Raw genomic sequence first — 23,797 nt, forward strand, 5'->3', positions numbered from 1 at the left:
CCGGCAGGCCGTCCACCGATTGTGGATAACTCCGCGGCGGAACGGGCGAGGGGCCCGGCCGGAGCCGGGCCCCTCTCCGCGTCCGGCGACGTCAGCCGACCGGGTCCAGCACCTTGGCCGGTTCCGCCGGCGCCTCCTTGGCGAGGCGTCCCGGCGTCCAGATCCGCCGCCCGATGTCGTAGGACAGGGCGGGCAGCAGCAGCGACCGGACGACGAGGGTGTCGAGCAGGACGCCGAACGCGACCGCGAAGCCCATCTCGACCATGAACACCAGCGGCAGCGTGACCATGGACGCGAACGTGGCCGCGAGGACGAGGCCGGCCGAGGTGATGACACCGCCGGTGACGGTGAGGCCCCGCTGGATGCCGCGCCGCGTGCCGAGCGTCTGCGACTCCTCCCTGACGCGGTGCATCAGGAAGATGTTGTAGTCGACCCCCAGCGCGACCAGGAAGATGAAGGCCAGCAGCGGGAACCCGGAGTCGGTGCCCTCGAACCCGAAGCCGTGCTCGAAGATCACCGCGCAGGCGCCGAGCGAGGCGAGGAACGACAGCACCACGGTGCCCATCATCAGCAGCGGTGCGACCAGGGCGCGCAGCAGCGCGATGAGGATGAGGAGCACCACGCCCAGCACGATCGGGATGATCACCTTGTTGTCGCGGGCCGAGGCGCGCTTGATGTCCAGGGACGTCGCCGTCATGCCGCCGACCTTGGCGTCCGCGGACGGGACGGCGTGCGCCGCGGACCGCAGGCGGTCGATGGTCTCGCGCGCGGCCTGGCTGTCGGCGGCGTCCTTGAGCGTCGCCTCGAACTTGACCCGGCCGCTCGCTGTGACCGGGGCGCTCACTTCGGCGACGCCCGCCGTTCCCCGCACGGCCTGGGCGATCTGTTCGGACGCCGGCGCCTTGCCGATGACGACGGCCGGCGCGCCCGAACCGGCGGCGTAGTGCCGGGCGACGACCTCCGAGCCCTTCACCGAGTCGGGCTTGCCGGTGAACTGGCCCGCGTCCGACAGGCCGTCCGCCTTGAGCGAGCCCAGGCCGAGCGTGAGGACGATCAGTCCGAGCATGGTCGCGGCCCAGAGCGCGCGCGGGCGCTTCCCGACCATCCCGGCCACGCGGCTCCAGATGCCGTGCTCGGCCTCGTAGGCCTCGGGCTCCAGGTACTTGGCGTCGTAGCGGGGGATCAGGGGCCAGAACAGCCAGCGGCCGCAGATGACCAGGAGAGCGGGCAGGAGGGTCGTCATGGCGGCGAGCGCGGTGAGGACGCCGGCGGCGGCGACGGGGCCCATGCCGGCGGTGGAGTTCATCTCGGCGAGCATCAGGCAAAGCAGCCCGACGGCCACGGTGGCCGCGGAGGCGATGATGGCGGGCGCGGCGCGGTGCAGCGCGTACGCCATGGCCTCGTGCCGGTCCTCGTGCCGGTGGAGTTCTTCCCTGTAGCGGGCGACGAGCAGGAGCGCGTAGTCGGTGGCGACGCCGAAGACGAGGACGGTCAGGATGCCGGCGCTCTGGCCGTTGACGGTGAGGTCCGCGTACTTGGCGAGCAGATACACCGTCGACTGGGCCAGCCCCAAGGCGAAGACGGCGCTGAGCACGGGGACGAACCACAGGACGGGGCTGCGGTAGATGAACAGCAGCAGGACGATGACGACGAGGCCGGCGGCGATGAGCAGGAAGCCGTCCAGGCTCTGGAAGACCTCGAACTGGTCGGCGCCGCCGCCGGCGGGACCGGTGACGTGCGAGGACAGCCCGGGAGGCCCGCGCTCGGCGAGGTCGCGCGCCTGGTCGACGGCGGCGATGAGGTCCTCGTCCGTCAGCGGCACGAGGGTCTGCAGGGCCTTGCCGTCCTTGGACGGGAACGGCCCCTGCGCCTTCTGCGCTCCGGGCAGCTTCTGGAAGGCCGCCACGTCGGACTCGGCCTTGGCCCTGTCCGCCGCGGTGATCCCGCCGGACCGCTCGTAGACGACGACGGCGAGCATCGTCTCGTCCTTGCGGAACTGCTTCTCCAACTCGACGACCCGCGTGGATTCGGCCCCGGCGGGCAGCCAGGAGGCCGCGTCGTTCTTCTCGACGTCGCCGAGCTTGCCGGCGAGGGGGCCGAGGGCGGCCAGCAGGACGATCCAGAGGGCCAGCACGGCCCATTTGGTGCGCCGTCCGGCGATCAGTCCGGCCAGACGGTACGACCGCGGCCTGGGGGGAGCCGGGCTAGGTGCGCTCATGGTTCCTCTCCTGTGTGCAACCGGGCGAAATCGAGATATGTCGCGTTCGACCAAAGAGTCTCTCGTCTGGCGAGACATGTCAAGTACTATCGCGAATCCTCGAAAGGCTCACCCTGGATGAGCTTCTCGATAGAAGAGTCTCTCTAAAGTAGAGCTAAGTCAAGTCGCATGAGAGGAGGAGTCCTGCCGGACCGGGGTCGCCCCCTCGTCTCATCCATGGTCGCGAAACGCCTGCGGCGCCGCGTCAGGCGTGGGGACGGACCCGCACTACCTCTTCCGGGGCAAACGAAAGCCGCCGCCTACGCCGGAAGACGTAGGCGGCGGCCCGGAGGAACGGCGAAAGCCGGGGGACCCGGACGGATCCCCCGGTGCGTGCGGAGAGGTCTTACGAGGTCAGGCGACCTTCTCGGTCGAGGACGACGTCTTGCCGCTCGACGAGGACGACGAGGACGACGACGAGTCGGTCGACGACGAGGACGAGTCCGACTTGGCGGAGTCGCTCGAAGAGCCGTTGGACGACCCGTTGGACGAGCCGTTGGACGAGGCCCCCACGGTGGAGGACGACTTGCCGGAGCCGCGGCTGTCGGTGCGGTAGAAGCCCGAGCCCTTGAAGATGATCCCCGCGGCGGAGAAGACCTTGCGGAGCCTGCCGCTGCACGCCGGGCACTCGGTCAGCGCGTCGTCGCTGAACTTCTGCACGACCTCCAGAGGCTCGCCGCACTCGGTGCAAACGTACTGATACGTCGGCACGGTTCCTCCTCGCTGCCTCAGCCCGGCGGCGGGCCGGACTGGCACTCACTCTAGACGACTGCTAATGGTACCCATGCGGAGAACAGGATTCGCCCCCGGGATGTTCCCAGGCCGGGCATGGCCCGGGTCAGGTCCCCTTCTCCCCGAACCAGCCCGCCAGCCTGCCCTTGCGGCTGACCGCGCGCAGCCGGCGCTCGGTGGCCTCGCGCACCTCGGCCGTGGTCACGACCAGCAGCGTGTCGCCCGCCTGCAGGGGCGTCGTGGGCTCGGGCACGAAGCTCGCCCCGTCCCGCACGACCAGGGTGACGGACGCGCCGGGCGGCAGCCGCAGCTCGAAGATCTCCACACCGCTCATCATCGAGTCGGCGGGGATCCGCACCTCCAGCAGGTCGGCGTGCAGCTCCTCCAGCGGCGCCGCCTCGACGTCCAGCTCGCGGGTCTGCTCGTCGCTCCGCAGCCGGCACAGCCGCGCCGCGAGCGGCAGCGTCGGCCCCTGGAGCAGGGTGAACACCACGACGATGTTGAACACGATCGCGAAGAGCCGGTCGGCGTTCCCGACGTCCGCGACCATCGGGATGGTGGCGAGGACGATCGGGACGGCCCCCCGCAGCCCCGCCCAGGACGCGAACATCTTCTCGCCCCACGACAGCCCGAAGCCCAGCGTGGACAGCACCACCGAAAGCGGGCGGGCCACCAGCAGCAGGACGAAGCCGACGACGAGCGCGGGAAGGATGTGGCCGGGCAGGTCGCCGGGGTCGGCCAGCAGGCCCAGCATCACGAACAGCCCGATCTGCGCGAGCCATCCGACGCCCTCGGCGAAGCCCCGGGTGGCGGGGCGGTGCGGGAGCCGCGAGTTCCCGAGGACGAGGGCGCTGACGAAGACGGCGAGGAACCCGCTGGCGTGCATCAGGGAGGCGGCCCCGTAGGAGCCGATCGACAGCGACAGCACGGCGATGGGGTAGAGGCCGGAGGCGGGCAGCGCGACGCGGCGCAGCGCCTGCGCGCCCAGCCAGCCGATCGCGACGCCGACGATCCCGCCCGCGACCAGCTCGTACACCATGATGCCGAGCAGCTCCGCCAGGTTGGGGGCGCCGGTGTGGGTGCTGAGCGTGACCACGATGATCACGACGGGGGCGTCGTTGAAGCCGGACTCGGCCTCCAGCAGCCCGGTCAGCCGGGACGGCAGGGGCAGGCGCCGCAGCACCGAGAACACCGCGGCCGCGTCGGTGGGGGCGAGCACGGCGGCGAGCAGGAACGCCGAGCGCCATTCCATGCCGACGAGCCACATGGCGGCGAGCGCGACGACGACGATGCTGATCAGGGTGCCGAGGGTGGACACGCTGAGGGCGGCGGGGACCGAGGGCCGCATGCGCCGCCAGCTGGTGGTGACGCCGCCCTCGGCGAGGATGAGCACGAGGGCCGCGAGGCCGAGCGTCTCGGCCAGTTCCGCGTTGTCGAAGCGGATGTGGAGGGGGCCCGACTCGCCGATGAGGAGTCCGAGGCCCATGTACGCCAGCAGCGTGGGGAGGCCCGCCTGGTGCGACAGCCGGACGGCGACGATCGCGCTGAGTACCAGCGTGGCCCCGAGGAGTAGCCAGATGTCGAGGTGCACATCCCACCCTTCGAGGTCGTCAAACTTGATCGTTTAGGAATCCTACAGATTCACGGGCCGATCGCATATTTACAGTTGATGGACGGCGTGTCCGGGATGCCGCTTATCGCCGGATGACCTGTGGTTTTACCCCGTTCACCACGTTCGCTATGTCCCGTCCCTGAACGGCCGCGGTGACGTTGTCGCGCACCATCCCGAGCAGGTTCAGCTGCGACTGGACGGAGCCCCCCGCCGTGTGCGGCGACAGAAGGACGTCCTCACGGGAGCGCAGCGGATGGTCCACCGGAAGGGGCTCCTGCTCGAACACGTCCAGCGCGGCCCCCGCCAGACGTCCCGAATCCAGTGCGGCCAGTACGGCGTCGTCAGGCGCGATGCCCCCGCGCGCCACGTTCACCAGCAGCGCCTTGTCCGGCAGCAGGGCCAGCCGCTCCGGACCGATCAGCCCCCTCGTCTCCTCTGTCAGCGGCAGGGCGAGGACGAGGATGTCGGACGTCGCCAGGAGGTCGTCCAACTCCCGGTACGTCGCCGCCGCCTCCGGGCGCTTCCGCCTCGTCCAGTACGAGACCGTGCAGCCCAGGGCCGCGAACAGCCGCGCGGCCTCGGCGCCGATCGCGCCGAACCCGACGATGCCGACCCGCTGCGTGTGGATCTCGCGCGGGTTGCGTCCCGTCATCTCCATCTGCGGCCAGCCGCCCGCGCGGACGGCGCGGTCGCCCCACGCGAGGTTGCGGCACAGCGCGAACGCCGCGCCGACCGCCCACTCGGCGACCCCGCGCGCGTTGAAGCCCGCCGCGTTCGCCACGGGCACGCCCGCGGCGGCCCACGCGGCGAGGTCGGTGCTGTCGGTCCCGACCGCGGGCACCTGCACGAACGAGACCCGCGGCGCGGCGGCCGCGGCCTCGGCGTCCAGCGCCAGCCGACCGGTGAAGTCGCCGATCACCAGGTCGGCGCCGGGCAGCGCGGCGAGCAGGCCCGCCCGGTCCCTGGTCGGCGGGAACGTCACCTCGACGGCGTCCCCCAGCGGGGCGAGCAACCCCTGGACGATCTCGTCCGCGATCGGGGGCAGGGAAAGGATCCGCCACGGCGCCGTCATCTCGAACCTCCCGTCGGGCGTACTCGACCGCGTCCCCCAGCCGCGATCTTGGCCCTCTCACTCTACGAGCAGGCCGGCCCCCGCGAGCAGGTCAGCCCAGGCGGACCAGCCCCCGGGACGGCGTCACCGCGGCCCGGACGCGCTGGTCGTGCGGCTTGGCCGGGACGCTGTCGACCATCTCCCCGTCGTACAGCAGCGCCACGGTCAGGATCGCCGGGCCCACGCGCGCGAGCGCGCGGTCATAGGAGCCGCCGCCGCGGCCGAGGCGCACGCCCCGCCGGTCGACCGCCACCGCGGGCACGAGGACGACGTCCGCGCTGGCCACGGCGCCGGGGCCGCGCGGCGGCTCGGACGACTCCAGGCACCCGCGGGCCCCGGGCACGAGCGAGTCTGGGCCCTCGTAGGAGGCCCAGTCGAGATCGCCGTCCGGGAGCAGGCGGGGGATCAGCACGTACGTCCCGCGCTTCCACAGCGCGAACAGCAGGCTCCGCGTGTCCGGCTCGTCGCCTATCGACACGTAAGCCGCGATGGTCCCGGCCATCTCCACCTCCGGGAGCGACAGCAGCGCGTCCCGGATCGGACGCGCCGCGCCGAGGCGCTCCTCGGGCGGCATCGCCGCACGTCGTCCCAGCAGTTCGGCCCGGAGGCCGGTCTTCGTAGCGATGTCGTGCACGCTTGGTCCTCGCGGATGACTAGGGTCATTACATGGCCGACATTGCACCAGTGCTCAAAGCGGTCGTCCCGGCGGCCGGCCTCGGTACCCGATTCTTGCCCGCGACCAAGGCGACTCCCAAGGAGATGCTGCCCATCGTCGACAAACCGGCGATCCAGTATGTCGTGGAGGAGGCCGTCGACGCGGGGCTGTCCGACGTCCTGATGATCACCGGGCGCAGCAAGCGGTCCATCGAGGACCACTTCGACCGAGCCTACGAGCTGGAGGAGGCGCTGCGCGCGAAGGGCGACGACGAGCGCCTCGACGCCGTGCACGAGTCCAGCGACCTGGCGATCATGCACTACGTCCGGCAGGGCGAGCCGCGCGGCCTCGGGCACGCGGTGCACTGCGCCCGCCAGCACGTCGGGCGCGAGCCGTTCGCGGTGCTGCTCGGCGACGACATGATCGACGCCCGCGACAAGCTGCTGCAGCGCATGATCGAGGTGCGCGGCCAGCACGGCGGCAGCGTCATCGCGCTGATGGAGGTCGAGCCCGACCAGGTGTCGGCGTACGGGTGCGCGGCCATCGAGGCGACGGACGAGGAGGACGTCGTCCGCATCTCCGACCTCGTCGAGAAGCCCGCCGCCGAGGAGGCCCCCAGCAACTGGATCATCATCGGCCGCTACGTCTGCGACCCGGCGGTGTTCGACGTCCTGGAGAAGACCCCGCCCGGCCGCGGCGGCGAGATCCAGCTGACCGACGCGCTGCGCACCCTCGCCGACATGCCCGCCGACCAGGGCGGCGGCGTCTACGGGGTCAAGTTCCGGGGCCGCCGCTACGACACCGGCAACAAGCTGGAGTACCTGCGGACGGTCGTCCAGTTCGCGGCGGAACGGCCCGATCTGGCGCCGGAGTTCGTCCCGTGGCTGCGCGAGTTCGTCCGCACCCAGGACGGCGTGGGCGACGCCGCGGATTCGTGACGGCACGTCAGACTGGGGCCGTGGGCATGAGAACGGTCGACGAGCATCTGACGGAGATCCTCGGCAGCGTCTCGGCGCTGCCGCCGCTGGACCTGGCGCTGCTGGAGGCGCAGGGCACGGTGCTCGCCGAGCCGGTGACCGCGCCGGTGCCGCTGCCGCCGTTCGACAACTCCGCGATGGACGGCTACGCCGTCGTCGCGGCCGACATCGCGGCGGCCACCGAGACCGAACCCGTCGTGCTGCCCGTCGTCGGCGACATCGTCGCGGGCGACTCCGGCGTGGCGGCGATCCGGCCCGGCCTGACCGCCCGGATCATGACGGGCGCGCCCCTGCCGGCGGGCGCGGACGCCGTCATCCCCGTCGAGTGGACGGACGGCGGCAACGCCACCGTCCGGATCTCGCGCGCGGCCCCGCCGGGCAACTACATCCGCCGGGCGGGGGAGGACGTCCTCGCAGGCCAGGTCGTCGCCGAGGCCGGCACCCGGCTCTCCGCCCCGCAGATCGGCATGCTCGCGGCGGTCGGACGGTCCCGGGTGACGGTCCGCCCGAAGCCGCGCATCGTGGTCGTCTCCACGGGCGACGAGCTGCGCGAGCCCGGCACGCCCCTGGCGCCCGGCCAGATCTGGGAGTCCAACAGCTTCATGCTCACCGCCGCCGTGGTCGAGGCGGGCGGGGTGGGCTACCGGCAGACCACCGTGCAGGACGAACCCGCCAAGGTCCTGGAGATGCTCCACGACCAGCTCGTCCGGGCCGACGCCATCGTCACCACCGGGGGCGTCTCCATGGGCACCAAGGACGTCGTCAAGGAAGTGCTCACCGGCACCGGGACGGTGGGCTTCCACAAGGTGCGGATGCGTCCCGGCAAGCCCCAGGGGTTCGGCCTCCTGGAAGGCACTCCAGTCTTCACTCTCCCTGGCAACCCTGTAAGCGCGTACGTGTCGTTCCAGGTTTTCGTGCGTCCCGCCCTACGCGCCATGCAGGGGCTGCCGCCCGAACCGCTTCCCACCGTGAGCGCCGTCCTCGCCGAGGACGTCAAGTCGCCCGCGGGGCTCCGCCACTTCCTCCGGGGCAGGCTGTCGTCCACCCGGGGCTTCCACACCGTCACGGCGGCCGACGTGCAGGGCTCGCACCAGCTCGGCTCCCTGTCGTCCGCGAACGCCCTCATCGAGATTCCCGAGGACGTCGAAGCCCTCCCCGCCGGTTCGCACGTCGAGGTCATGAGGTTGCCGTCATGAGCGCCATGGGTTCGGAGTTCACCCACCTGGACGACAAGGGATCGGCCCGCATGGTCGACGTGTCGTCGAAGGACGTCTCGACCCGCACGGCGACCGCGACGGGGTTCGTCCGGCTGTCGCCCGAATGCGTCGCCCTCCTGCGCTCCGGCGACATCCCCAAGGGCGACGCCGTGTCCGTCGCCCGCATCGCCGGGATCATGGGCGCGAAGCGGGTGCCCGACCTCGTCCCGCTGTGCCACCCGATCGCGCTGCACGGCGTCACCGTCGACCTCGACGTCCGCGACGAGGGCGTCGCGATCACCGCGGTCACCCGCACCGCCGACCGCACCGGCGTCGAGATGGAGGCGCTCACCTCCGTCACCGTCGCCGCGCTCGCGCTGGTCGACATGGTGAAGGCCGTCGACCCCGCCGCCGTCATCACCGACGTCCGCGTCGAGGAGAAGACCGGCGGCAAGACCGGGGTATGGCGCCGATGATCAGGGCGATGGCGGTCACCGTCTCCAACCGCGCCGCGGCGGGCGTCTACGAGGACAGGTCCGGCCCGGTGCTGGTCGAGATGCTGGAGGACCTCGGCTGCCAGGTGGACGGCCCGGTCGTCGTCCCGGACGGCGAACCGGTCACCGGCGTCCTGCGCGACGCCGTCGCCGCGGGCTACGACGTCGTCGTCACGACCGGCGGGACCGGCCTCACCCCGACCGACCAGACCCCCGAGATGACCCGGACGGTCATCGAGCGGGAGGTCCCGGGCATCGCCGAGGCCATCCGCCTGGAGGGCCGCGACAAGGTCCCCGCCGCGATCCTGTCGCGCGGCCTCGCCGGAATCGCGGGCCGCACCCTCATCGTGAACCTCCCCGGCTCGACCGGCGGCGTCCGTGACGGCATGACCGTCCTGGCCCGGGTCCTGCCCCACGCGGTCGACCAGATCAACGGCGGCGACCACCCCCGCCCGCCGGGCTAGGCGCGCATGACGCGGACGCCGGCCTCGGCGAAGGCGGCCGGCTCCGGCTCGGACGCCTCCTCGACCGACGGCCGGCCCGCGTCCGCGAGCAGTTCGAGCAGCACGTTCCAGCGCTCGTGCCGGGTCACACCGGGCCCCTTTCCCGGCGGGCGGACGGGGATGCCGGCCGTGCTTACCTGAGCGTTGGGGCCGTGGAACAATCAGTATCGATCATATGTGCGCATTGGGGGGCCCATGGCGAAGCCGGACGACGACCGCGCCGTCACCTTGACCAACGCGCGGATCGTCCTGCCGGACGGCGTCCGCGACGGCGCCCTCCACATCTCCGGCGGCACCGTCTCCGGCGCCCCTGTCGCCGGTGAAGTGATCGACCTCGACGGGCGGTACGTCGTGCCCGGCTTCGTGGACATGCACGTCCACGGCGGCGCGGGCGCCTCCTACCAGCTCGGAGACCCGGAGGACGCCCGCCGGGCAGCCTCCTTCCACCTCGCGCACGGCACCACCACCACGATGGCGAGCCTCGTCACCGGCGACCAGGAGGAACTGGCCCGCGCCGTCGCGGGCCTGGCCGACCTCGCCGCCGACGGCGTGCTCGCGGGCGTCCACCTGGAGGGCCCCTACCTGGCCCGCTCGCGCTGCGGCGCGCACGACCCGGCCCTGCTGCGCGACCCGGACCCCGCCGAGTTCCGCCGGCTCGTCCGCCTCGGCCGCGGGCACGTCCGCATGATCACACTCGCGCCCGAGCTGCCGGGCGCCCTCGACCTCGTCCGGGAGGCGGTGGACGCGGGCGTGATCGCGGCCGTCGGCCACACCGACGGCACCGGCCGGGCCGCCAGGGCCGCTTTCGACGCGGGCGCCCGCGTGGCCACGCACCTGTTCAACGCGATGCGCCCGCTGCACCACCGGGAGGGCGGCCCGGTCGCCGCCGCCCTGAACGACCCCCGGGTCACCGTCGAGCTGATCAACGACGGCGTCCACGTGGAGCCCGCCGTGGCCCGCCTCGCCTTCGCCGCCACGCCCCGCGTCGCGCTCATCACCGACGCGATGGCGGCCGCCGGGATGGGCGACGGCGACTACCGCCTCGGCGTGATGGACGTCGAGGTCCGCGACGGCCGCGCCACCCTCGCGGGCGGGACGTCCATCGCGGGCAGCACGATCACCATGGCGGACGCGTTCCGCCGCGCCGTCATCGACGTCGGCCTGCCGATCGAGCGCGCCGCGGAGGCCGCGTCCCTCACCCCGGCGCGCGCGCTCGGCATCGACTCCCGCGTCGGCTCCCTGGAGCCCGGCAAGGACGCGGACCTGGCCGTCCTGGACGACGACCTGAAGATCGCCTGGGTGATGAAACAGGGCCGACGCGTGTGACGGCCGTGCCCGAACGCCCCGCGTGCCCGATTTCTCGGCGACAATTGATGGCGTTCAGACATCCGACCAGGGAATCATGGAACCGTGGAACGTTTGCGGGGATGGCCGGTCACCCTGACCGAGGGCCCTGTCGGGCTGCGCCCGCTGCGGCACCGCGACGCCGCCGTCTGGCGTGAGCTGCGGGTCCGCAACGCCGACTGGCTCCGCCCGTGGGAGCCCACCAACCCCGAGACGCCGCTGTTCCGCAGCGGCCTCGGCCCGTACATCAGCATGGTCCACACCATGCGCCGCGAGGCCCGCCACGGCCTCGCCCTCCCCTGGGTCGTCACCCACGAGGACGAGTTCGCCGGCCAGCTCACCGTCGGCGCGATCGTCTGGGGCTCGGCGCGGTCCGCGCAGATCGGCTACTGGGTCGACAAGCGCGTCGCCGGACGCGGCGTCATTCCGACCGCCGTGGCCCTCGCCGTCGACCACTGTTTCTTCACCGTCGGCCTGCACCGCCTCGAGGCGAATATCCGTCCGGAGAACACCGCCAGCCGCCGGGTCGTCGAAAAACTCGGTTTCCGCGAAGAGGGAATTCGGCGCCGCCATCTGCACATCGACGGCGCCTGGCGCGATCACATCTGCTACGCCCTCACCGTCGAGGACGTGCCCGGTGGCCTGCGCGCCCGCTGGCTGGCGGACCGGAAACAGGCATTTCCCCGGCGCACCTGAGCCGCCCATGACTTTCCCGCCGTAAGAATCCTCCGTTCGAGAAGTCCCGGCAAACGGAGAGTAACGGCGAGATCGATCTCGCGACACACCGCCCCTTATGCTCGTCAACCTCTGACAGCCCCTCGTACCGTGCGGGGCGTGACCCTGCTCCCATTGCACGTTCGCGCGCCGAAAGTCGGCCCGCCTGCCGAGCGTGCCCTGGGGCGGTGGGGCCGATGAGCAGCGCCGTCCTCTACCTCGCGATCGTCGCCGTCTGGGCCGTCGTCCTGGTCCCCATGTGGCTGCGCCGCGACACCGAGACGACGGGGATCTCCCGCCTTCTCCACAAACGCCCTGACGAGCCCGTCGCCGACGACGAGGAGGAAACCCTCCCGGACGAGGAGACCCCGGCGCCGCGCCGCCCGGTGCGCCGGGCCACCGTCATCGCCCGGCGCCGCCGCCGCACCGCCGGCCTCGCCGCGCTCCTGTTCACCTCCGTCGCGATCACCGCCGCCGGCGTCGCGCCCTGGTGGATCATCGCGCCCCCGGTCCTGCTCCTGGCCGGCCACCTGGCGCTCCTCCGCGTCGCCGTCGGCATGGACGCCGCCCGCCGCCGCGCCGCCGCCCAGGCCCGCGCCCGCGCCCTGCAGGCCCGCCGCGCCGCCGAGACCGCCGAACCCGCCGAGGTCATCGAACTCGTCACCCCCGACGAGGTCTTCGACCAGTACGCCGACGACCGCCGAGCCGTCGGCGAATAACCGGTGCGCGAGCACCCCCCGATGTTTGCTAACCTTACGGAGTCCTCGGGGCTGTGGCGCAGTCCGGTAGCGCACCTCGTTCGCATCGAGGGGGTCAGGGGTTCAAATCCCCTCAGCTCCACCCAGGTCAAAGGCCGGTTCTCCGTAGAGAAACCGGCCTTTTTTGCGCCCGTACAGCAGCGAAGTACAGCTACGACCCCTCACGCGGGGAGTCGAGACTCTTGCCCAGCCGCTTGAGCGCCTTGCGCGTCGCGTCCGATGACACTTCGCTGTAAACGTTCATCGTGACCGAGATCTGGCTGTGCCGGAGGATCTGCATCGCCACGCGGGGATGTACGTCCATGGCGACCAGGAGCGAGGCGCACGTCTTGCGAGTGGCGTGCACGGGAATCAGCCGCACGCCCGCCTTGCGGCAAGCCGTGGTGAAGCTTCGGTTGAAGTTCCGAGGCTCAATCGGTTGCCCCGTGCGGGTGGTGAAGACCATGCCGAGATCGGTCCACTCGTGCCCGGCCGCCTTGCGGGCCACTGCTTGTTCCTTGTCACGTTCGGCGAGGGCGGTAGCGCAGATGTCCGGCAGGGGGAGGACTGCGTCGGAGGATTCGGTCTTGGTCTCGCGGTGCAGTAGCCGGCCCCGGATGCGCTGGATCTGCCAGCCGACCGTCAACTCCGCCTTGTCCAGGTCGACGTCATCCCAGCGGAGCCCGAGCATCTCTCCGCGCCGCAGGCCCAGTACGAGGATCATCACGTACGCGGGATAGAGCGGGTCCCGGCGCTGTCTCGCCGCTTCCAGGAACTTGCGCGCCTCGTCCACCGTCCAGGGCTTGACCTTGCGCCGTCGAGGCTTGGGGACGCGCAGGAGGGCCGCCACGTTGCGCGGGAGGATCTCCTCTCGGACGGCGTTGTTCAGGGCCGCTCGAAGCACCGTCCAAGCGTCCCGGACGGTGCGGTCCGAGGCGTACTGCTCGCAGCACTCGCCGACGGCGCAGCACCGCCGCTCGTCCTTGCCCTGGGCGCAGCACTGGCAGCGGTCACGCAACCCGTTAAGCCAGGTCCTGACGTCCTGCACGCTGAGTTTGTCGAGCCGCTTCTTGCCCAGCTCAGGGACGATGTAGAGCCGGACGAACATGTCGTAGTTCGCGGCGGTTGCGGGCGCCAGGTTCGGATCAACCACCTCGCGGAGCCAGTACGTCAGGTAGCTCGCCAGGGTCGGGGAGGCGGTAGCGACCGGCCCCTGCCTTGCCGATCCGAGGAGCTTGACGTACTTCTCGTGGACGATTTCGCGCGTCTTGCCGTAGACGTATTTGCGCTGGCGCTTACCGGCCGGGGTGGTCACCCACGCGTAAGCGGCATAGCCGTTCCGATATGGGTAGATCGATCCTTCCCCGTTAGCTCGGCCGCGCTTGGAGTTCTTGCGCTTCTTGCCGTCTTCCGGTTCCTCCGGAGTGGTGAGGGCGGTTGAGGACATCAGGCAGCTTCTTCCGTGAGTTGGTCGAGGTACTCGCCGAGGGCTGCGACGGGTACGAGTCGGCGACGGCCGATTTTCACCGTGCGGAGTTGGTTGGAGCGGATGAGGTTGTAGAGCGTCCAGCGACTCACGCGGAGCCGTTCGGCCGCTTCGTCGACCGTGAGGACGAGTTCTGACATGGCAGCGCCTCCAGACACGAGACCGGATAGGAATGGGCGACCCAACCGGGTGTCAGGGCGACGCATGCAGCGGCGGCAATCTCTTGCCGGTCAGTGCAGCGGTCAGCAGCAGCTCACCAGGGGTGAGCCCTTGCCCGACGTATCGCCAGTCGGCGACGACGAGGACTTCGTCGTCTTCAAAGGGCAGCCGTCCAGTGGTGATCTGATGTTCTCGCTCGTTGTGTGCGGCCCTCTCGGCGCGCAGCCGACCGAGCGTCACCGAGTAGCGGCGAGACTTGGTGGAGAAGTGGCCGCGGAAGCCGAGCATGTGTGCCCACTCGGCGAGCCGGAACCCCGCGAAGTCTTCTATCTGCGCGAGGGCAAGGCACTCGGCGATTAGCCGGCGAGCGTGCGCGCTCACGGGCAAGTCGTCCAGTTCATCGGTCGCCCGTATGCGCCGGTCGAGAGTGCCCGTGCACTCGGCGGCTTTGGTTGCGTATTTGGCGATGTAGCCAGCCACGGCCGTATCTGTAAGCTCTCCTGTGCTGGAAATAGCGCGCACGTCGACCTGAGAGCCCCACCTCAGCGTCTTGGCTGGGACGTTGCCCGCCGCAGGAGTGCAGACCTTCACCGCGCCCGCCGCATGGTCGACCGCAGCGTTGAGAAGCTCGTGAGTAGCCCATGCGGGCGGGGAGGCGTCGGGGCCGCCGGGTCCGTCGAGGCGGATGACGGCGTGGAAGTGGACCAGGCCGCGCCGTTGGTATTCGGCGACCTTGGCGAAAGAGACGGTGAGCACCTCCCGTAGGTCGGCGACCCGCAGGCCCGCCGAGCGAGCGACGTAGCGGCGGAAGGCCATCGTGAAGCGCCGCCACAATTCGGGAGCGTGCGCGTTCCACAGCACCGCGCCGGAGTAGTCGAAGCAGTCCGAGCAGATGGGTTGCCCCAGGCGAGGGTCATCGGCACTGTGCCGGACGGTGCAGGAGACCGGCCGCCCGTGCTGACACGTCCCCCCGTCCCGTCGAGGATGGCAGGGAGCGACGGCCCCGCTGGCCTTTCGCCGGTGGGAGTGCACCGCACCGAATGAGGGCGCGGTCAGCGTCACGAAGGCGGTCGGATGTGACATGACCGAGGCGGGAACGCCCTTGCCGCCGACGAGGCCCGCCCGGACGAGCTGATAGGTATCCGCGCGGTAGGTCTCGGCGCAGGACGGGCAGCGCGACGCCCGCCGGGTCTTGCACGCCACTCGAAGCGAGCCGTTCGGCTCTTGGGCGGTCGAGTACCGATGCAGCAGGGCACCCGTGAGCGAGTCGCGGTATTCGACACTGCCGCGGATATGGATCGGTTGCGAGCAGCCGCCCGTGGCGTGGGCACGGGCCGCCCATCGGCGGAAGTCGCGGCGGTTGAAGCGTTCGGCCATGTCCCGTGCTGCGACCTCGGAGACATGGGGAGCGGATTGCGGCACGATGGACGGATCTCCCTATCCGTTGTGCGGGTAGTGGGGAGGGCCCCCGGCGCGGTTCTCTTGCTTGGCGGCTTGTGGCCGCGCCGGGGGCGGACTCAGAACGCCGATACGAAGCGCGATAGCGCGTCGGCGAGCAGGGCCAGGCCCTGGATGAGGGCGCGGACGGCCTGTGCGGCGTTTTCGGGTTGGCGGATCACGAAGAGGCCCAGCACCAGCCAGAAGGCGATGAAGGCGCAGCGGCGGAAGAACATCGGGTGATCTCCTGTCAGGTGTGGCCGTGGCCGTTGCAGTCGGGGCAGGTGGACCCGTCGGAGGCGACCCCGCCCCCGCCGCAGGTCCCGCACACCCACCCGACGACCAGCCGGGCGAACGGCGCGAGCAGGCAGGAGGGCGCCGGGCGCTGGTCGGCGGTCATCAGGCCGCCCGCCCCTCGTCGTCCTGGTCGAGGTCGAGGCGGATGTTGTCGCGGTAGCTCATGTGGGCGTAGTGCTCGGCCATCTGCCGGGCGGGGATGTGGACGATCCGGTAGGCGATGCGGCCGAAGGTCTTTTCGGCGGTGTAGTGGCCGCCGGTCGGGCGGTCGTCGGTGACCTTGGCGCCCAGGAACGCGGCGACCTGGTCGACCAGCGCGGCGGCCGCGGCGTCGTCTCCGACGCGGGTGTGAACGCTGTAGTGCGCGCCGTACTCCTTGACCGGTACGGCCGGGTTGGCCTCCAGGAAGTCGGCCAGCGCGCGCAGGCCAGCGATGGTCTGGTGCCGGGCGAACAGGTCACCGGGCACGAGCGGGAACGGGCGGCCGGTCGAGTCGGTAGGGGTGGTCATCGCAGGTTCCTCCAGTGGGTCAGGAGACGGATGCGGTTTCTTGGGTGCGGATCTGACGAAGCAGGTCGGATGCGAGCTGGTTGGAGATGCCGAGCCGGGCGCGCAGCGCGTCACGGGTGATCGGGCGCCCGTGCCGGCTTTGGTGCTCGGTGGCGACGCGGCGCGCGAAGTCGACCAGCGGCCCCGCCGCCCCCGATGACGAGGCGGACGGGGAGGACGACGGCACAGCGGACTCGCTGGCGGGGACGGGGATGGAGGTCTGACCGTCCCCGGCGTCCTCGCCACCGCCGCGGGTCCGGTCGGGGGCGGTTTGGGCAGCGGCGACCTCGGGGCGGTCGGCCCCCCAGACGACCCACGGCGACGAGGACGACGGCGGGGACGAGGACGGGACGACCGACGAGCCGGACGAGGACGAGGACAGACGGCCGAAGGAGTCCGGGACGACCAGGACATCCGAGGCGGGGAAGTCGGCAGCCCCTACCGGTGGGCCGGCCTTTCGACGTTCCAGCATCGAGACCGCGACAAGGAAGGCGCCCGCTGGAGTGCCAGCGGTGATCCACCCCCACACCGAGGGATCAGCCTGAGCGAGGTTGGCGGCCAGCGACAGCAGGACACCGCCGACCAGGACGACGGTCGGCCACGACAGCCGCCCGGTTTCCCGTTCGGTGCGCTTGTCTCGCTGGCGTTCACCGGCCGCCATCACGCACGTCAGGTCGATGCAGACAGCGATGGCCCAAGCCATCCAGCCGCCTTGCCCGTGCTCGGTTGCCGTGTCGCGGATGTGAGTGAACGACCCCGCCGCCGCGATCCCGGCTAGTACGACGACCGGCCCGGAGTCGGTTACCGCGCCGAGCACGCGCCGACTCATGCGGCCCGCCTGGAGGTGACGAGCGCGAGCAGCGCGGCCAGCTCGACATCGCATCCGTGCGTTTCGGCCCAGTCGTCGACCTCGCCGGACCGGGACGAGGCGAACGACTCGGCGCAGGCGTCACAGACCGCCAGGTCCAGGCCCCGCAACTCGTCCCACCCGACCCGCACCGGCGAGGACGGGACGGCGGACGAGCGGGACGACGAGGACGGGACGGGAACCAGCCGAGGACGAGGACGAAGGACGAGGACACGAACGGACACGGGATCCTCCGATAGGGCGCGCGGGTTGCGGCGAGTAGGGGCTTTAAGTCGGTCTGTTGAGCCGCGAGAGCGGGGCGGTTACGCGGCCTCTGGCCAGTCGGGACGGGCAGCAGTCGGGGCGGAGCCGATCAGCGCGTCCCAGGCCGGAGTCAGGTCAGCGTGATCACGCGCCGCTTGTTCGGCGACGTCTTCCGGGACGTAGACCGACCGGGCGCGATGCCAGGTGCCGTCTTGACCGGCGACGATGCACACGCCCGGAGTCTCGGCGGGGATGGCGCGGGCGGCATCCAGCGCGGCCGGGTCGAGGTCGCCGAGCGTCATGTTCGCCGTCTCTGGATCGTTGACGCGGTGGCATACCCGCCCGGAGAGCTGAGCCCGTAGGGCGGTGACACCGGGCCCGAGGTCCGAGCCGATCCTCTGCCCGCAGACGACGAGGTAGACCGCGAAGGCCCGCCCGAGCTGCGCGACCCGCAGCAGCGCGGTAGCGGTCTTGGACACCTCCTCCTTCTCGGACTTGTCGGCCATCAGGAACAGTTCGGCGACCTCGTCCACTAGGACCACGATGGGCATCGGCCGCAGCGCTTCGGGCAATGTCCAGACGTTTCGGGCCCCGTGCTCTCGGCAGAGCGCCATGCGGTCTTCCACCTCGCCGACAAGATCGGCGAGCAGGTCGACGGACTCTTTGCGGGTCGTGGCCAGCGCCGAGAGCCGAGGCGCGTAGGGCGTGAACTCGACCCCGCCCTTGAGGTCGAAGCCGACCAGGGCGACCGGTTGCGGCGCGAGGCCCTTGATGAGCGCGTTCGCGAGGTTGGACTTGCCCGACTGCGTGGCGCCGGCGTTGAGCCAGTGCGGCACGGTGCGGAAGTCGATCACCCAGTCACGTCCGTTCTCCAGCTTGCCGGGACGCACGGTCAACAGCTCGCCGGTTTCCGGCTCGGTGACCACCTCCACCAGCGGGTCACGCATGGTGGCCCAGAGCGTGACGAAGCCGGGCCGGACGTCGACCACGCGAACCGAGTGGACGCGCCAGGCATGCGCGATCCCCTCAGCCGCCCTCTGGTAGTCGTCAGGGACTTGCCCGTCGTGCAGGCGCAGCCGCATGTGCCACCCGAGCCGGGTAGGCCGCAGGAGACCGAGGCGGGGAGCGCACTCGACGTCGACCCGCCGCACCCGCCGCTTGTGCTCCACCACTGTCGCGGCGTTGCGAGCCGCCGGGCCGACCACCGGCAGAGCATCGAGAGTGAGGCGGAACCGGCGCCGGTTGCGGGTCAGCTTGCACCCGGACGCGACGTGATGCCACGTCAGGTACACCAGCACCGCACGGGCCGGAAAGCCGACGCCGTACCAGAACGACACCGGGTGATACCGGCGCCAGGCCCAGAGCCCGACCGCCGCAGCGGCCAGGACTCCGAGTACCTGAAGCGAGTCAGTCATGACGGCGGCCCCGTTCAGGCCACGTCCGCCGCAGGCGACCCCGAGGAGACGGGGACGATGCGTTCGGCGCGGTAGGCCACACCCCACCGCTTCTCACCGCCGAGAACCGCCTCCCACGGGAAGGCGACCAGCCCGACCGGCGTCACGACCTCCCCGATCGTCACCGACTGGTCACCGGTCACCGCCACGTTGAGCAGGTCCACCCGCCCCGTCGCGTCGGCAGCCGACAACCCCACCGTGAAGACCGTCTGTCCGTTGCGGTCGGTCTTCACCTCGCCCGTGTCCTGGTCGACCACTTTCGGACGAGGCGGGGAGACGCACACGAACGTCAGCGCCGACACGTCCACCGGAATGTTGCGCATCGTGACTCCTTGGTCGCTCGGTTGATACACTTAGTACGTTAACCCGCTAAGTGCGCATGGTCTACTATGAGCGTGAAGGAAGGAGCTGTGATGGCGATCACACAGCCCGCGTACGCGCGGGTGGCGGATGTCCTGCGGGACCGCATTAACAAGGCCGTGTACGAGCCGGGCGACCTACTGCCCAGTCAGCGCGAGCTGCGCGAGGAGTTCGACATCTCCACGACCACGGCCAAGGCCGCGATAGCGCAGCTTGAGAAGGAGGGGCTGGTCTACTCCCAGCAGGGCAAGGGCGTGTTCGTCCAGGTCACGCGGGAGCTGCTGCGCTACGGCGCCGGACGTTACGGCCAGGGCCGTCCCGCGAACCTCATAGAAGAGGCAGAGGGCAACTACGCCTTCCACGTCCAGGCCGAGCGCCGCCAGGTCCAGGTGGACCCCGGCATCGCCGAGCGTTTGGCAATCGAACCGGGCGACCGGGTCAGCGAAGCCGTCTACACATGGCACCACGACGACGAGACGGTCATGATCAGCACCCAGTGGGAACCCCTGGCGCTGACCGGCGGTACCGACATCGAGACGCCGGCCAGCGGTGAGCGCGGACAGCCCGACGTCATCACACGCTTCGCATCAATCGGGATCAACGTCACCGACGTCCAGGAGGACATCCGGACACGGATGCCCACCCCCGAGGAGGCGCACCGCCTCAGGATCAGCGCGGGTGTGCCCGTCTTCCATATCCAGCGCACCCACCTCGCCGGATCACTGCCCGTCGAGACGGCCGAGATCGTCTTGCGCGGCGACAGGTTCGTCCTCCGCAACGAGCAGACGATCACCCCCACCCAGTAGAGGCAACCTCTCCGGGGGCGGAGCGCACGCGGACAGATTGGAAGCGTCGCTGGCGCCGCCCCCGGAGATCCCCGAAGGAACTCAAATGTCCGTTCCTCCAGACGCCCCAGGACGAGGCGCAACAGACACAAACTCCCGCCCACCAGGCACCCAACGCGAGTGGCGAGACGCCGCCCTAGCCCTCATCGCCGCCTTAGACCAACGCGGTCTAGTGGCGAAGCCCTGGGGCCACGGCGCCGTCATGGCCAGCAACCCAGCCGGAGAGCCTGCCCCCGACAACCCTCTGGGACAGGCGCTGAGCCCCGGCCTACGCCAAGAAGTGCGTTGCCACCCACACGACACCGACCAGGCCCTGTGGTGGCACTGGGTCTGGTCCGGGCCGACCCGCAAGTCCGAGCCCGAGCTGGAGCCGCTATGCCCGCTCTGGGACACCGAACGTGCCGCGGACTCCATCCGACGTGTCCTCGCCCTCACCGAGGCGGACGACAATGATCGATGAATCCGCCCTAACGCTGCGCCTATGGGGACGCCGCGCTCGCCGCTTTGTCCGCTGATTCGGCACCAGGGACCGCCAGGACCGCATGGCCATGTGGCACCTTGACCGCCTCGCCGAGGCCCTCGCCGCCCAGGGATGGCACACAAAGCGACGTTTCCACGTCTCTCCGGCAGTCCTGCGCGTCGGCCCGACCAAGCACGTGCCGGCCACCGAGGAACTCACCGCCACCCACTTCGGACGATGGGTCTACCTCACCCGCAGCAGCGCCCAACCCATCCCGTGCGCTGACTTGGACCAGGCGGTCACCGAGGTCGAGCACATTCTCTGGAGCCGCCTCAACCTGCCGAGCCCCCGGAAGGCTCTACGCCATGAGCGGCACCGCTGAGACCAGGCGAGCCGCTCAGGTCCTGGCCGCGATGTTCCCCGGCGTCAAAGCCTGGTACGGCGAGGCGACGGGGGAGTGGTGGGCCATGATCCCCCACCCAACCGGCGACCGCCTACTCTCCGCCCCGGACATCCACCAGCTACGCGAAGAGATCACGAACGCCCAGCCGCGGCCACAGCACCAGAGTTAACCACACCGCCCTCACCGCTGTGGACTCCGACGTCCAACACGCCAACCTGACCCGCAACCACCACACGGCCCCTGAGTTGCTGCCATAGGCCCGTGACCAGCAACCCAGGGGCCGACGCACACCCAGAAACCAAGATCATCGAGGCCTGTCCCCGCCGGATGAGAACTTTCTCTACGTCTTCGAGGCCTGTCCCCGCCGGATGAGAACTTTCTCTACGTCTTCAAGGGCGCCCGCTACGCGGCCGCCGGCGGCCCGCCCGCCCCGGCGCGCCGGGCATGCGGCCTGTCCCGTCCGGTCCCGCCGCACCGCGTCGTGCACCCGCCTAGACAGAGCGGAGCATGGCTGAACGGTTCTAACTTCTCGCAACTCCCGAACTGTTCGCTGCCCCTGACTCCGACTGATCATGTCCGTCTGGGCTTAGTACTCAGCCTGCGCTTACTCAGCGGCGTGAGGTCGCACGGAGTAATTGAAGTCCATACATTCCCATGACTTTTGCCGAACTTGTGTTGAGGATCGATGCAAGTGAATTTAAGCGTTACGCTGTCGTCGACCCGAGTTCCCTTGCGGACCTTCAACCTCTCCAACTGACCTCGGTCGAGCTTTTTTATGTATGTCTCCACATCCCAATTGTCTGGAGACTTTTCAAATAGGATTGGCGGACAAGATTTGCCGTCACTTAAAATCAATTTTACGATGATGTCTTCGAAATCTAGAGGGCCGTTGTTCTTTACGATTATCTCACCATACATCCCGCCGGGATTATTTTGGCACTCCGCCCAAATTACGGCTATCCGGGCCAGATCCGCTCTTTCCTTTTCTATTTCATTCCCATACTTTGCAGCCCCATACAAGAGCCACGTGATCAATGAAAGGGCAGCTGTGGCCGCCACCAGAAGGGCCGAGAAAAGAAAGTCGATCATGTGTGTGATATTCCCCTCAAATCACACTCATTGGGACGATCGATAAATACTGTACGCACTAGAGTATCGGCTAACCGGCAGCCGCCATCTTTAGTTAACACAAAGTACAACTAAATAGATGTATCATATGCCAAATTTCTTCCAACATTAGAGTAAATACATGGTAGGATTGGCGATTTTCGAGGAGATGGGCTGGAGAAATACATGAACTGCAAGTGAATTACCTTGCATGGTGTTCGCCATATGGTGAATATTTTGAAGAGATGGTCGGGGGAGTGTGAAGCGGGGGCCTCGCGGCCCCCAGCCCCCCGCGGGCCGGAGGGTACGCCCGCGCGAATCGGTCTGTCACGCCGTCTCGCCGTTCGCGCGGGCGCACCCTCCGGGACGGGTGTGGGTGCTAACGGCGGTGCTAACAACGAGGTCGGATGATCTTGGACGGGTGTGGATGTCCAGATGGTTGCGGCGCTGGTCAGAGGACTGGTGGGGACACTGCTGGACGGTCTTGATCTCGCTTGTAAACAGATGGTTGAGCTAGTTCGATGCGGGGACTGCGGCTGCCCCCTGGACCCCGCGAGGCGAGGCATGCGGGTGTCCGAGCGCCACGTTCACCCGGATACTTGACTGATGGCTGAAGTATCGAGCGAGGAGCTTGACGACTGCGTCCAGAGGATCAGCGGCCTCTGGGCGATCGAGGTAGGCGGCAGTAACCACGAGCGTGCAGCCGGCGAAGCTGCAGCCAACCTCATGTCAGACAGCGGCCTTCTGTACGCGCCATCCGAGGTCCTGCACATGCTTCGAGAAGCGATGGAGATCGGCTACGCAGCCGCCCTCAACTCTGTGGAGGATGGATGATGTACCCCGCGCCCAGCGCCACCGCCCAAGTCACCACGGTCCCGTACGGCGATTGAGAGGCGAGGTCAGGGCCCCGAGAGTGACAGCAACGGCAGCCACCAGCCTCAGCCCCGGACGCACGCCGACAGCCGGTCAACCTGGGTCGATGCTCGCGCGGCAGGGGTGTTGCTATAGCTGAAAAGCGGAAGGTCAGCTACCTCCGGAGGAGAGTGCAGTCTGCGGCTGGAGTGAGCAGGTTGCCGCCGCGGATGGCGTTCAGGCGGTCGCGGATGAAGCGGTCTTGTTGCTTGCCCCATGTGTCGGGCTTTGTGGGGTGGGTGCTCTGGTCTGGGTGTTTGCGGTAGAGCCAGGTCACGGAGGGTTCCTGGTAGCCGTCGAAGACTTCGCTGAGTGCGATGAAGAGGGCTACGTCTTGCGCGCGAGGGAGGGCGCCCCAGCCCCCGAAGGCGCGGATCAGATTCGTGGGGGCTACGAGGCCGGCGCAGGCCGCTTGGCATAGGCCCGTCTCCTCGTACAGACGGCCGATCGTTCCCGCAGGGACCATGCCGCACGGGTAGGCCAAGGGGTAGGGCACGCGGCGTCCGTCGATCAAGTCGTCTGCCTGACCGATCGTCCAGCCGATGCCGGGATGCTCGTCGAAGGCGGGGATGAGCGTTGCCAGGCCATTGGGAAGAAGGACGTCGTCATAGTCGAGCACCGCGACCAGGTCGCCGCGTGCCCGGCTGAGCGCGAAGTTTCGGGTCGTTCCGGTGCCGAGCTGGGCGCCGTTTGCTTCATAGAGCGCACCCGGACATAGTTCGCGGGCCGCTGGGGTGTCCCCGTCCTCTTGGACGAGCCATTCAAGGTCCCAGCCTGGTGGGAGGCGTTGGGCTGCGACGCTGGCAGCGGCTTCCCGCAGGTAGTCAGGTACCGGCGCGCGCACGGCGGTAATGATCGAAATCAGCGGCATGGCATGCCTCCCAT

The 23,797-nt window shown here is 69.6% G+C and carries 28 protein-coding genes and 1 tRNA gene; 11 read left to right on the top strand and 18 right to left on the bottom strand.

The features are described from left to right. Positions 1 to 91: 91 nt before the first annotated feature. From AB0C21_RS25930 to AB0C21_RS25950, 5 genes are all read right to left on the bottom strand, one after another. Positions 92 to 2,218 carry an MMPL family transporter gene (locus AB0C21_RS25930; protein ID WP_500207558.1) on the bottom strand — a complete coding sequence of 709 codons (2,127 nt, stop codon included), beginning with the start codon at positions 2,216 to 2,218 and terminating at the stop codon, positions 92 to 94. A 393-nt stretch (positions 2,219 to 2,611) separates the two neighbouring features. Beyond that, entirely contained in the window at positions 2,612 to 2,968 is a 357-nt protein-coding gene (locus AB0C21_RS25935) for an FmdB family zinc ribbon protein (RefSeq protein WP_500207559.1), read from the bottom strand. A gap of 127 nt (positions 2,969 to 3,095) precedes the next feature. Beyond that, a complete protein-coding gene (locus AB0C21_RS25940; RefSeq protein WP_500207560.1) occupies positions 3,096 to 4,580 on the bottom strand; it encodes a potassium/proton antiporter in 1,485 nt (494 codons plus the stop codon). A gap of 103 nt (positions 4,581 to 4,683) precedes the next feature. Then, complete coding sequence (locus tag AB0C21_RS25945; RefSeq protein WP_500207561.1) at positions 4,684 to 5,673, bottom strand: NAD(P)-dependent oxidoreductase; 990 nt, start codon at positions 5,671 to 5,673, stop codon at positions 4,684 to 4,686. A gap of 91 nt (positions 5,674 to 5,764) precedes the next feature. Next, a complete protein-coding gene (locus AB0C21_RS25950) occupies positions 5,765 to 6,346 on the bottom strand; it encodes a 5-formyltetrahydrofolate cyclo-ligase (protein ID WP_500207562.1) in 582 nt (193 codons plus the stop codon). A gap of 32 nt (positions 6,347 to 6,378) precedes the next feature. Here AB0C21_RS25950 and galU point away from each other — a divergent pair, with 32 nt between their 5' ends. From galU to AB0C21_RS25970, 4 genes are read left to right on the top strand one after another with little or no spacing between them, the layout of a single operon-like run. Next, a complete protein-coding gene (gene galU / locus AB0C21_RS25955) occupies positions 6,379 to 7,305 on the top strand; it encodes a UTP--glucose-1-phosphate uridylyltransferase GalU (protein WP_500207564.1) in 927 nt (308 codons plus the stop codon). 26 nt (positions 7,306 to 7,331) lie between these two features. Continuing rightward, the gene (glp, locus tag AB0C21_RS25960) at positions 7,332 to 8,540 is read left to right on the top strand and encodes a molybdotransferase-like divisome protein Glp (RefSeq protein ID WP_500207702.1); all 1,209 of its coding nucleotides are present in this window, start codon (positions 7,332 to 7,334) and stop codon (positions 8,538 to 8,540) included. Between the two features lie 5 nt (positions 8,541 to 8,545). Then, positions 8,546 to 9,016: a cyclic pyranopterin monophosphate synthase MoaC gene (moaC, locus tag AB0C21_RS25965; protein ID WP_500207703.1), complete on the top strand. Its 471-nt coding sequence runs from the start codon at positions 8,546 to 8,548 to the stop codon at positions 9,014 to 9,016. After that, a complete protein-coding gene (locus AB0C21_RS25970) occupies positions 9,013 to 9,498 on the top strand; it encodes a MogA/MoaB family molybdenum cofactor biosynthesis protein (protein ID WP_500207566.1) in 486 nt (161 codons plus the stop codon). Before moaC ends, AB0C21_RS25970 begins: the two co-directional genes overlap by 4 nt. Here the strand turns inward: AB0C21_RS25970 and AB0C21_RS25975 are convergent. Then, the gene (locus AB0C21_RS25975; RefSeq protein ID WP_500207567.1) at positions 9,495 to 9,626 is read right to left on the bottom strand and encodes a hypothetical protein; all 132 of its coding nucleotides are present in this window, start codon (positions 9,624 to 9,626) and stop codon (positions 9,495 to 9,497) included. The genes AB0C21_RS25970 and AB0C21_RS25975 overlap by 4 nt on opposite strands. A 106-nt stretch (positions 9,627 to 9,732) precedes the next feature. On the opposite strand from AB0C21_RS25975, the gene nagA reads away from it, so the two are divergent. The 4 genes from nagA (at position 9,733) to AB0C21_RS25995 (ending at position 12,435) form a co-directional block, all read left to right on the top strand. After that, on the top strand, positions 9,733 to 10,863 hold the full coding sequence (nagA, locus tag AB0C21_RS25980) for an N-acetylglucosamine-6-phosphate deacetylase (RefSeq protein ID WP_500207569.1): 1,131 nt from the start codon (positions 9,733 to 9,735) through the stop codon (positions 10,861 to 10,863). A gap of 93 nt (positions 10,864 to 10,956) precedes the next feature. After that, positions 10,957 to 11,577, top strand: coding sequence for a GNAT family N-acetyltransferase (locus AB0C21_RS25985; protein WP_149261257.1), 621 nt, complete (start codon positions 10,957 to 10,959; stop codon positions 11,575 to 11,577). 215 nt (positions 11,578 to 11,792) lie between these two features. Then, positions 11,793 to 12,314, top strand: a complete 522-nt coding sequence (locus AB0C21_RS25990) for a SepX/GlpR family protein (protein ID WP_500207571.1) — start codon at positions 11,793 to 11,795, stop codon at positions 12,312 to 12,314. Between the two features lie 47 nt (positions 12,315 to 12,361). Beyond that, positions 12,362 to 12,435, top strand: a tRNA-Ala gene (locus AB0C21_RS25995). A gap of 69 nt (positions 12,436 to 12,504) precedes the next feature. Here the strand turns inward: AB0C21_RS25995 and AB0C21_RS26000 are convergent. The 10 genes from AB0C21_RS26000 to AB0C21_RS26045 all read right to left on the bottom strand — a co-directional run bounded on the left by AB0C21_RS26000 (position 12,505) and on the right by AB0C21_RS26045 (position 19,148). Beyond that, positions 12,505 to 13,779 carry a tyrosine-type recombinase/integrase gene (locus tag AB0C21_RS26000; protein ID WP_500207572.1) on the bottom strand — a complete coding sequence of 425 codons (1,275 nt, stop codon included), beginning with the start codon at positions 13,777 to 13,779 and terminating at the stop codon, positions 12,505 to 12,507. Beyond that, on the bottom strand, positions 13,779 to 13,958 hold the full coding sequence (locus AB0C21_RS26005; protein ID WP_500207574.1) for a helix-turn-helix domain-containing protein: 180 nt from the start codon (positions 13,956 to 13,958) through the stop codon (positions 13,779 to 13,781). The genes AB0C21_RS26000 and AB0C21_RS26005 overlap by 1 nt, the downstream gene beginning before the upstream one ends. Before the next feature lie 52 nt (positions 13,959 to 14,010). Continuing rightward, the gene (locus AB0C21_RS26010) at positions 14,011 to 15,354 is read right to left on the bottom strand and encodes a replication initiator (RefSeq protein ID WP_500207575.1); all 1,344 of its coding nucleotides are present in this window, start codon (positions 15,352 to 15,354) and stop codon (positions 14,011 to 14,013) included. Positions 15,355 to 15,494: 140 nt separating this feature from the next. Further along, positions 15,495 to 15,650 (bottom strand): hypothetical protein, encoded by a 156-nt coding sequence (locus tag AB0C21_RS26015; RefSeq protein WP_500207577.1) that lies wholly within the window; start codon positions 15,648 to 15,650, stop codon positions 15,495 to 15,497. A 14-nt stretch (positions 15,651 to 15,664) separates the two neighbouring features. Then, entirely contained in the window at positions 15,665 to 15,814 is a 150-nt protein-coding gene (locus AB0C21_RS26020; protein ID WP_500207578.1) for a hypothetical protein, read from the bottom strand. Then, positions 15,814 to 16,221, bottom strand: a complete 408-nt coding sequence (locus AB0C21_RS26025) for a hypothetical protein (protein ID WP_500207580.1) — start codon at positions 16,219 to 16,221, stop codon at positions 15,814 to 15,816. The genes AB0C21_RS26020 and AB0C21_RS26025 overlap by 1 nt, the downstream gene beginning before the upstream one ends. Positions 16,222 to 16,240: 19 nt before the next feature. After that, entirely contained in the window at positions 16,241 to 17,089 is an 849-nt protein-coding gene (locus AB0C21_RS26030) for a DUF2637 domain-containing protein (RefSeq protein ID WP_500207582.1), read from the bottom strand. Continuing rightward, positions 17,086 to 17,352 (bottom strand): hypothetical protein, encoded by a 267-nt coding sequence (locus AB0C21_RS26035; RefSeq protein WP_500207583.1) that lies wholly within the window; start codon positions 17,350 to 17,352, stop codon positions 17,086 to 17,088. The genes AB0C21_RS26030 and AB0C21_RS26035 overlap by 4 nt, the downstream gene beginning before the upstream one ends. A 78-nt stretch (positions 17,353 to 17,430) precedes the next feature. Further along, complete coding sequence (locus AB0C21_RS26040; RefSeq protein ID WP_500207584.1) at positions 17,431 to 18,786, bottom strand: FtsK/SpoIIIE domain-containing protein; 1,356 nt, start codon at positions 18,784 to 18,786, stop codon at positions 17,431 to 17,433. Positions 18,787 to 18,800: 14 nt separating this feature from the next. After that, entirely contained in the window at positions 18,801 to 19,148 is a 348-nt protein-coding gene (locus AB0C21_RS26045; RefSeq protein WP_500207585.1) for an SCO3933 family regulatory protein, read from the bottom strand. Positions 19,149 to 19,238: 90 nt separating this feature from the next. Between AB0C21_RS26045 and AB0C21_RS26050 the strand changes: the two genes are divergently transcribed. Further along, entirely contained in the window at positions 19,239 to 19,991 is a 753-nt protein-coding gene (locus AB0C21_RS26050) for a GntR family transcriptional regulator (protein ID WP_500207587.1), read from the top strand. A 587-nt stretch (positions 19,992 to 20,578) separates the two neighbouring features. Further along, complete coding sequence (locus AB0C21_RS26055; RefSeq protein WP_500207589.1) at positions 20,579 to 20,872, top strand: hypothetical protein; 294 nt, start codon at positions 20,579 to 20,581, stop codon at positions 20,870 to 20,872. A gap of 591 nt (positions 20,873 to 21,463) precedes the next feature. Here the strand turns inward: AB0C21_RS26055 and AB0C21_RS26060 are convergent. After that, positions 21,464 to 21,982 carry a hypothetical protein gene (locus tag AB0C21_RS26060; RefSeq protein ID WP_500207591.1) on the bottom strand — a complete coding sequence of 173 codons (519 nt, stop codon included), beginning with the start codon at positions 21,980 to 21,982 and terminating at the stop codon, positions 21,464 to 21,466. Between the two features lie 624 nt (positions 21,983 to 22,606). Here AB0C21_RS26060 and AB0C21_RS26065 point away from each other — a divergent pair. Beyond that, a complete protein-coding gene (locus AB0C21_RS26065) occupies positions 22,607 to 22,834 on the top strand; it encodes a hypothetical protein (protein ID WP_500207593.1) in 228 nt (75 codons plus the stop codon). Positions 22,835 to 23,027: 193 nt separating this feature from the next. Here AB0C21_RS26065 and AB0C21_RS26070 read toward each other — a convergent pair whose 3' ends face one another. After that, entirely contained in the window at positions 23,028 to 23,783 is a 756-nt protein-coding gene (locus AB0C21_RS26070; RefSeq protein WP_500207594.1) for a glycosyltransferase family 2 protein, read from the bottom strand. Between the last annotated feature and the right edge of the window lie 14 nt (positions 23,784 to 23,797).

The sequence above is a fragment of the Spirillospora sp. NPDC049024 genome (assembly GCF_040649235.1).
Classification (GTDB): domain Bacteria; phylum Actinomycetota; class Actinomycetes; order Streptosporangiales; family Streptosporangiaceae; genus Spirillospora.

What these genes read in the sequence shown, in the direction of transcription:
- AB0C21_RS25930 (WP_500207558.1), bottom strand. Translation starts at nt 2,218, where the DNA reads ATGAGCGCACCTAGCCCGGCTCCCCCCAGGCCGCGGTCGTACCGTCTG.
- AB0C21_RS25945 (WP_500207561.1), bottom strand. Translation starts at nt 5,673, where the DNA reads ATGACGGCGCCGTGGCGGATCCTTTCCCTGCCCCCGATCGCGGACGAG.
- galU (WP_500207564.1), top strand. Translation starts at nt 6,379, where the DNA reads ATGGCCGACATTGCACCAGTGCTCAAAGCGGTCGTCCCGGCGGCCGGC.
- glp (WP_500207702.1), top strand. Translation starts at nt 7,332, where the DNA reads ATGAGAACGGTCGACGAGCATCTGACGGAGATCCTCGGCAGCGTCTCG.
- moaC (WP_500207703.1), top strand. Translation starts at nt 8,546, where the DNA reads ATGGGTTCGGAGTTCACCCACCTGGACGACAAGGGATCGGCCCGCATG.
- AB0C21_RS25970 (WP_500207566.1), top strand. Translation starts at nt 9,013, where the DNA reads ATGATCAGGGCGATGGCGGTCACCGTCTCCAACCGCGCCGCGGCGGGC.
- nagA (WP_500207569.1), top strand. Translation starts at nt 9,733, where the DNA reads ATGGCGAAGCCGGACGACGACCGCGCCGTCACCTTGACCAACGCGCGG.
- AB0C21_RS25990 (WP_500207571.1), top strand. Translation starts at nt 11,793, where the DNA reads ATGAGCAGCGCCGTCCTCTACCTCGCGATCGTCGCCGTCTGGGCCGTC.
- AB0C21_RS26000 (WP_500207572.1), bottom strand. Translation starts at nt 13,779, where the DNA reads ATGTCCTCAACCGCCCTCACCACTCCGGAGGAACCGGAAGACGGCAAG.
- AB0C21_RS26005 (WP_500207574.1), bottom strand. Translation starts at nt 13,958, where the DNA reads ATGTCAGAACTCGTCCTCACGGTCGACGAAGCGGCCGAACGGCTCCGC.
- AB0C21_RS26010 (WP_500207575.1), bottom strand. Translation starts at nt 15,354, where the DNA reads ATGGCCGAACGCTTCAACCGCCGCGACTTCCGCCGATGGGCGGCCCGT.
- AB0C21_RS26015 (WP_500207577.1), bottom strand. Translation starts at nt 15,650, where the DNA reads ATGTTCTTCCGCCGCTGCGCCTTCATCGCCTTCTGGCTGGTGCTGGGC.
- AB0C21_RS26020 (WP_500207578.1), bottom strand. Translation starts at nt 15,814, where the DNA reads ATGACCGCCGACCAGCGCCCGGCGCCCTCCTGCCTGCTCGCGCCGTTC.
- AB0C21_RS26025 (WP_500207580.1), bottom strand. Translation starts at nt 16,221, where the DNA reads ATGACCACCCCTACCGACTCGACCGGCCGCCCGTTCCCGCTCGTGCCC.
- AB0C21_RS26030 (WP_500207582.1), bottom strand. Translation starts at nt 17,089, where the DNA reads ATGAGTCGGCGCGTGCTCGGCGCGGTAACCGACTCCGGGCCGGTCGTC.
- AB0C21_RS26040 (WP_500207584.1), bottom strand. Translation starts at nt 18,786, where the DNA reads ATGACTGACTCGCTTCAGGTACTCGGAGTCCTGGCCGCTGCGGCGGTC.
- AB0C21_RS26045 (WP_500207585.1), bottom strand. Translation starts at nt 19,148, where the DNA reads ATGCGCAACATTCCGGTGGACGTGTCGGCGCTGACGTTCGTGTGCGTC.
- AB0C21_RS26050 (WP_500207587.1), top strand. Translation starts at nt 19,239, where the DNA reads ATGGCGATCACACAGCCCGCGTACGCGCGGGTGGCGGATGTCCTGCGG.
- AB0C21_RS26055 (WP_500207589.1), top strand. Translation starts at nt 20,579, where the DNA reads ATGTGGCACCTTGACCGCCTCGCCGAGGCCCTCGCCGCCCAGGGATGG.
- AB0C21_RS26060 (WP_500207591.1), bottom strand. Translation starts at nt 21,982, where the DNA reads ATGATCGACTTTCTTTTCTCGGCCCTTCTGGTGGCGGCCACAGCTGCC.
- AB0C21_RS26065 (WP_500207593.1), top strand. Translation starts at nt 22,607, where the DNA reads ATGGCTGAAGTATCGAGCGAGGAGCTTGACGACTGCGTCCAGAGGATC.
- AB0C21_RS26070 (WP_500207594.1), bottom strand. Translation starts at nt 23,783, where the DNA reads ATGCCGCTGATTTCGATCATTACCGCCGTGCGCGCGCCGGTACCTGAC.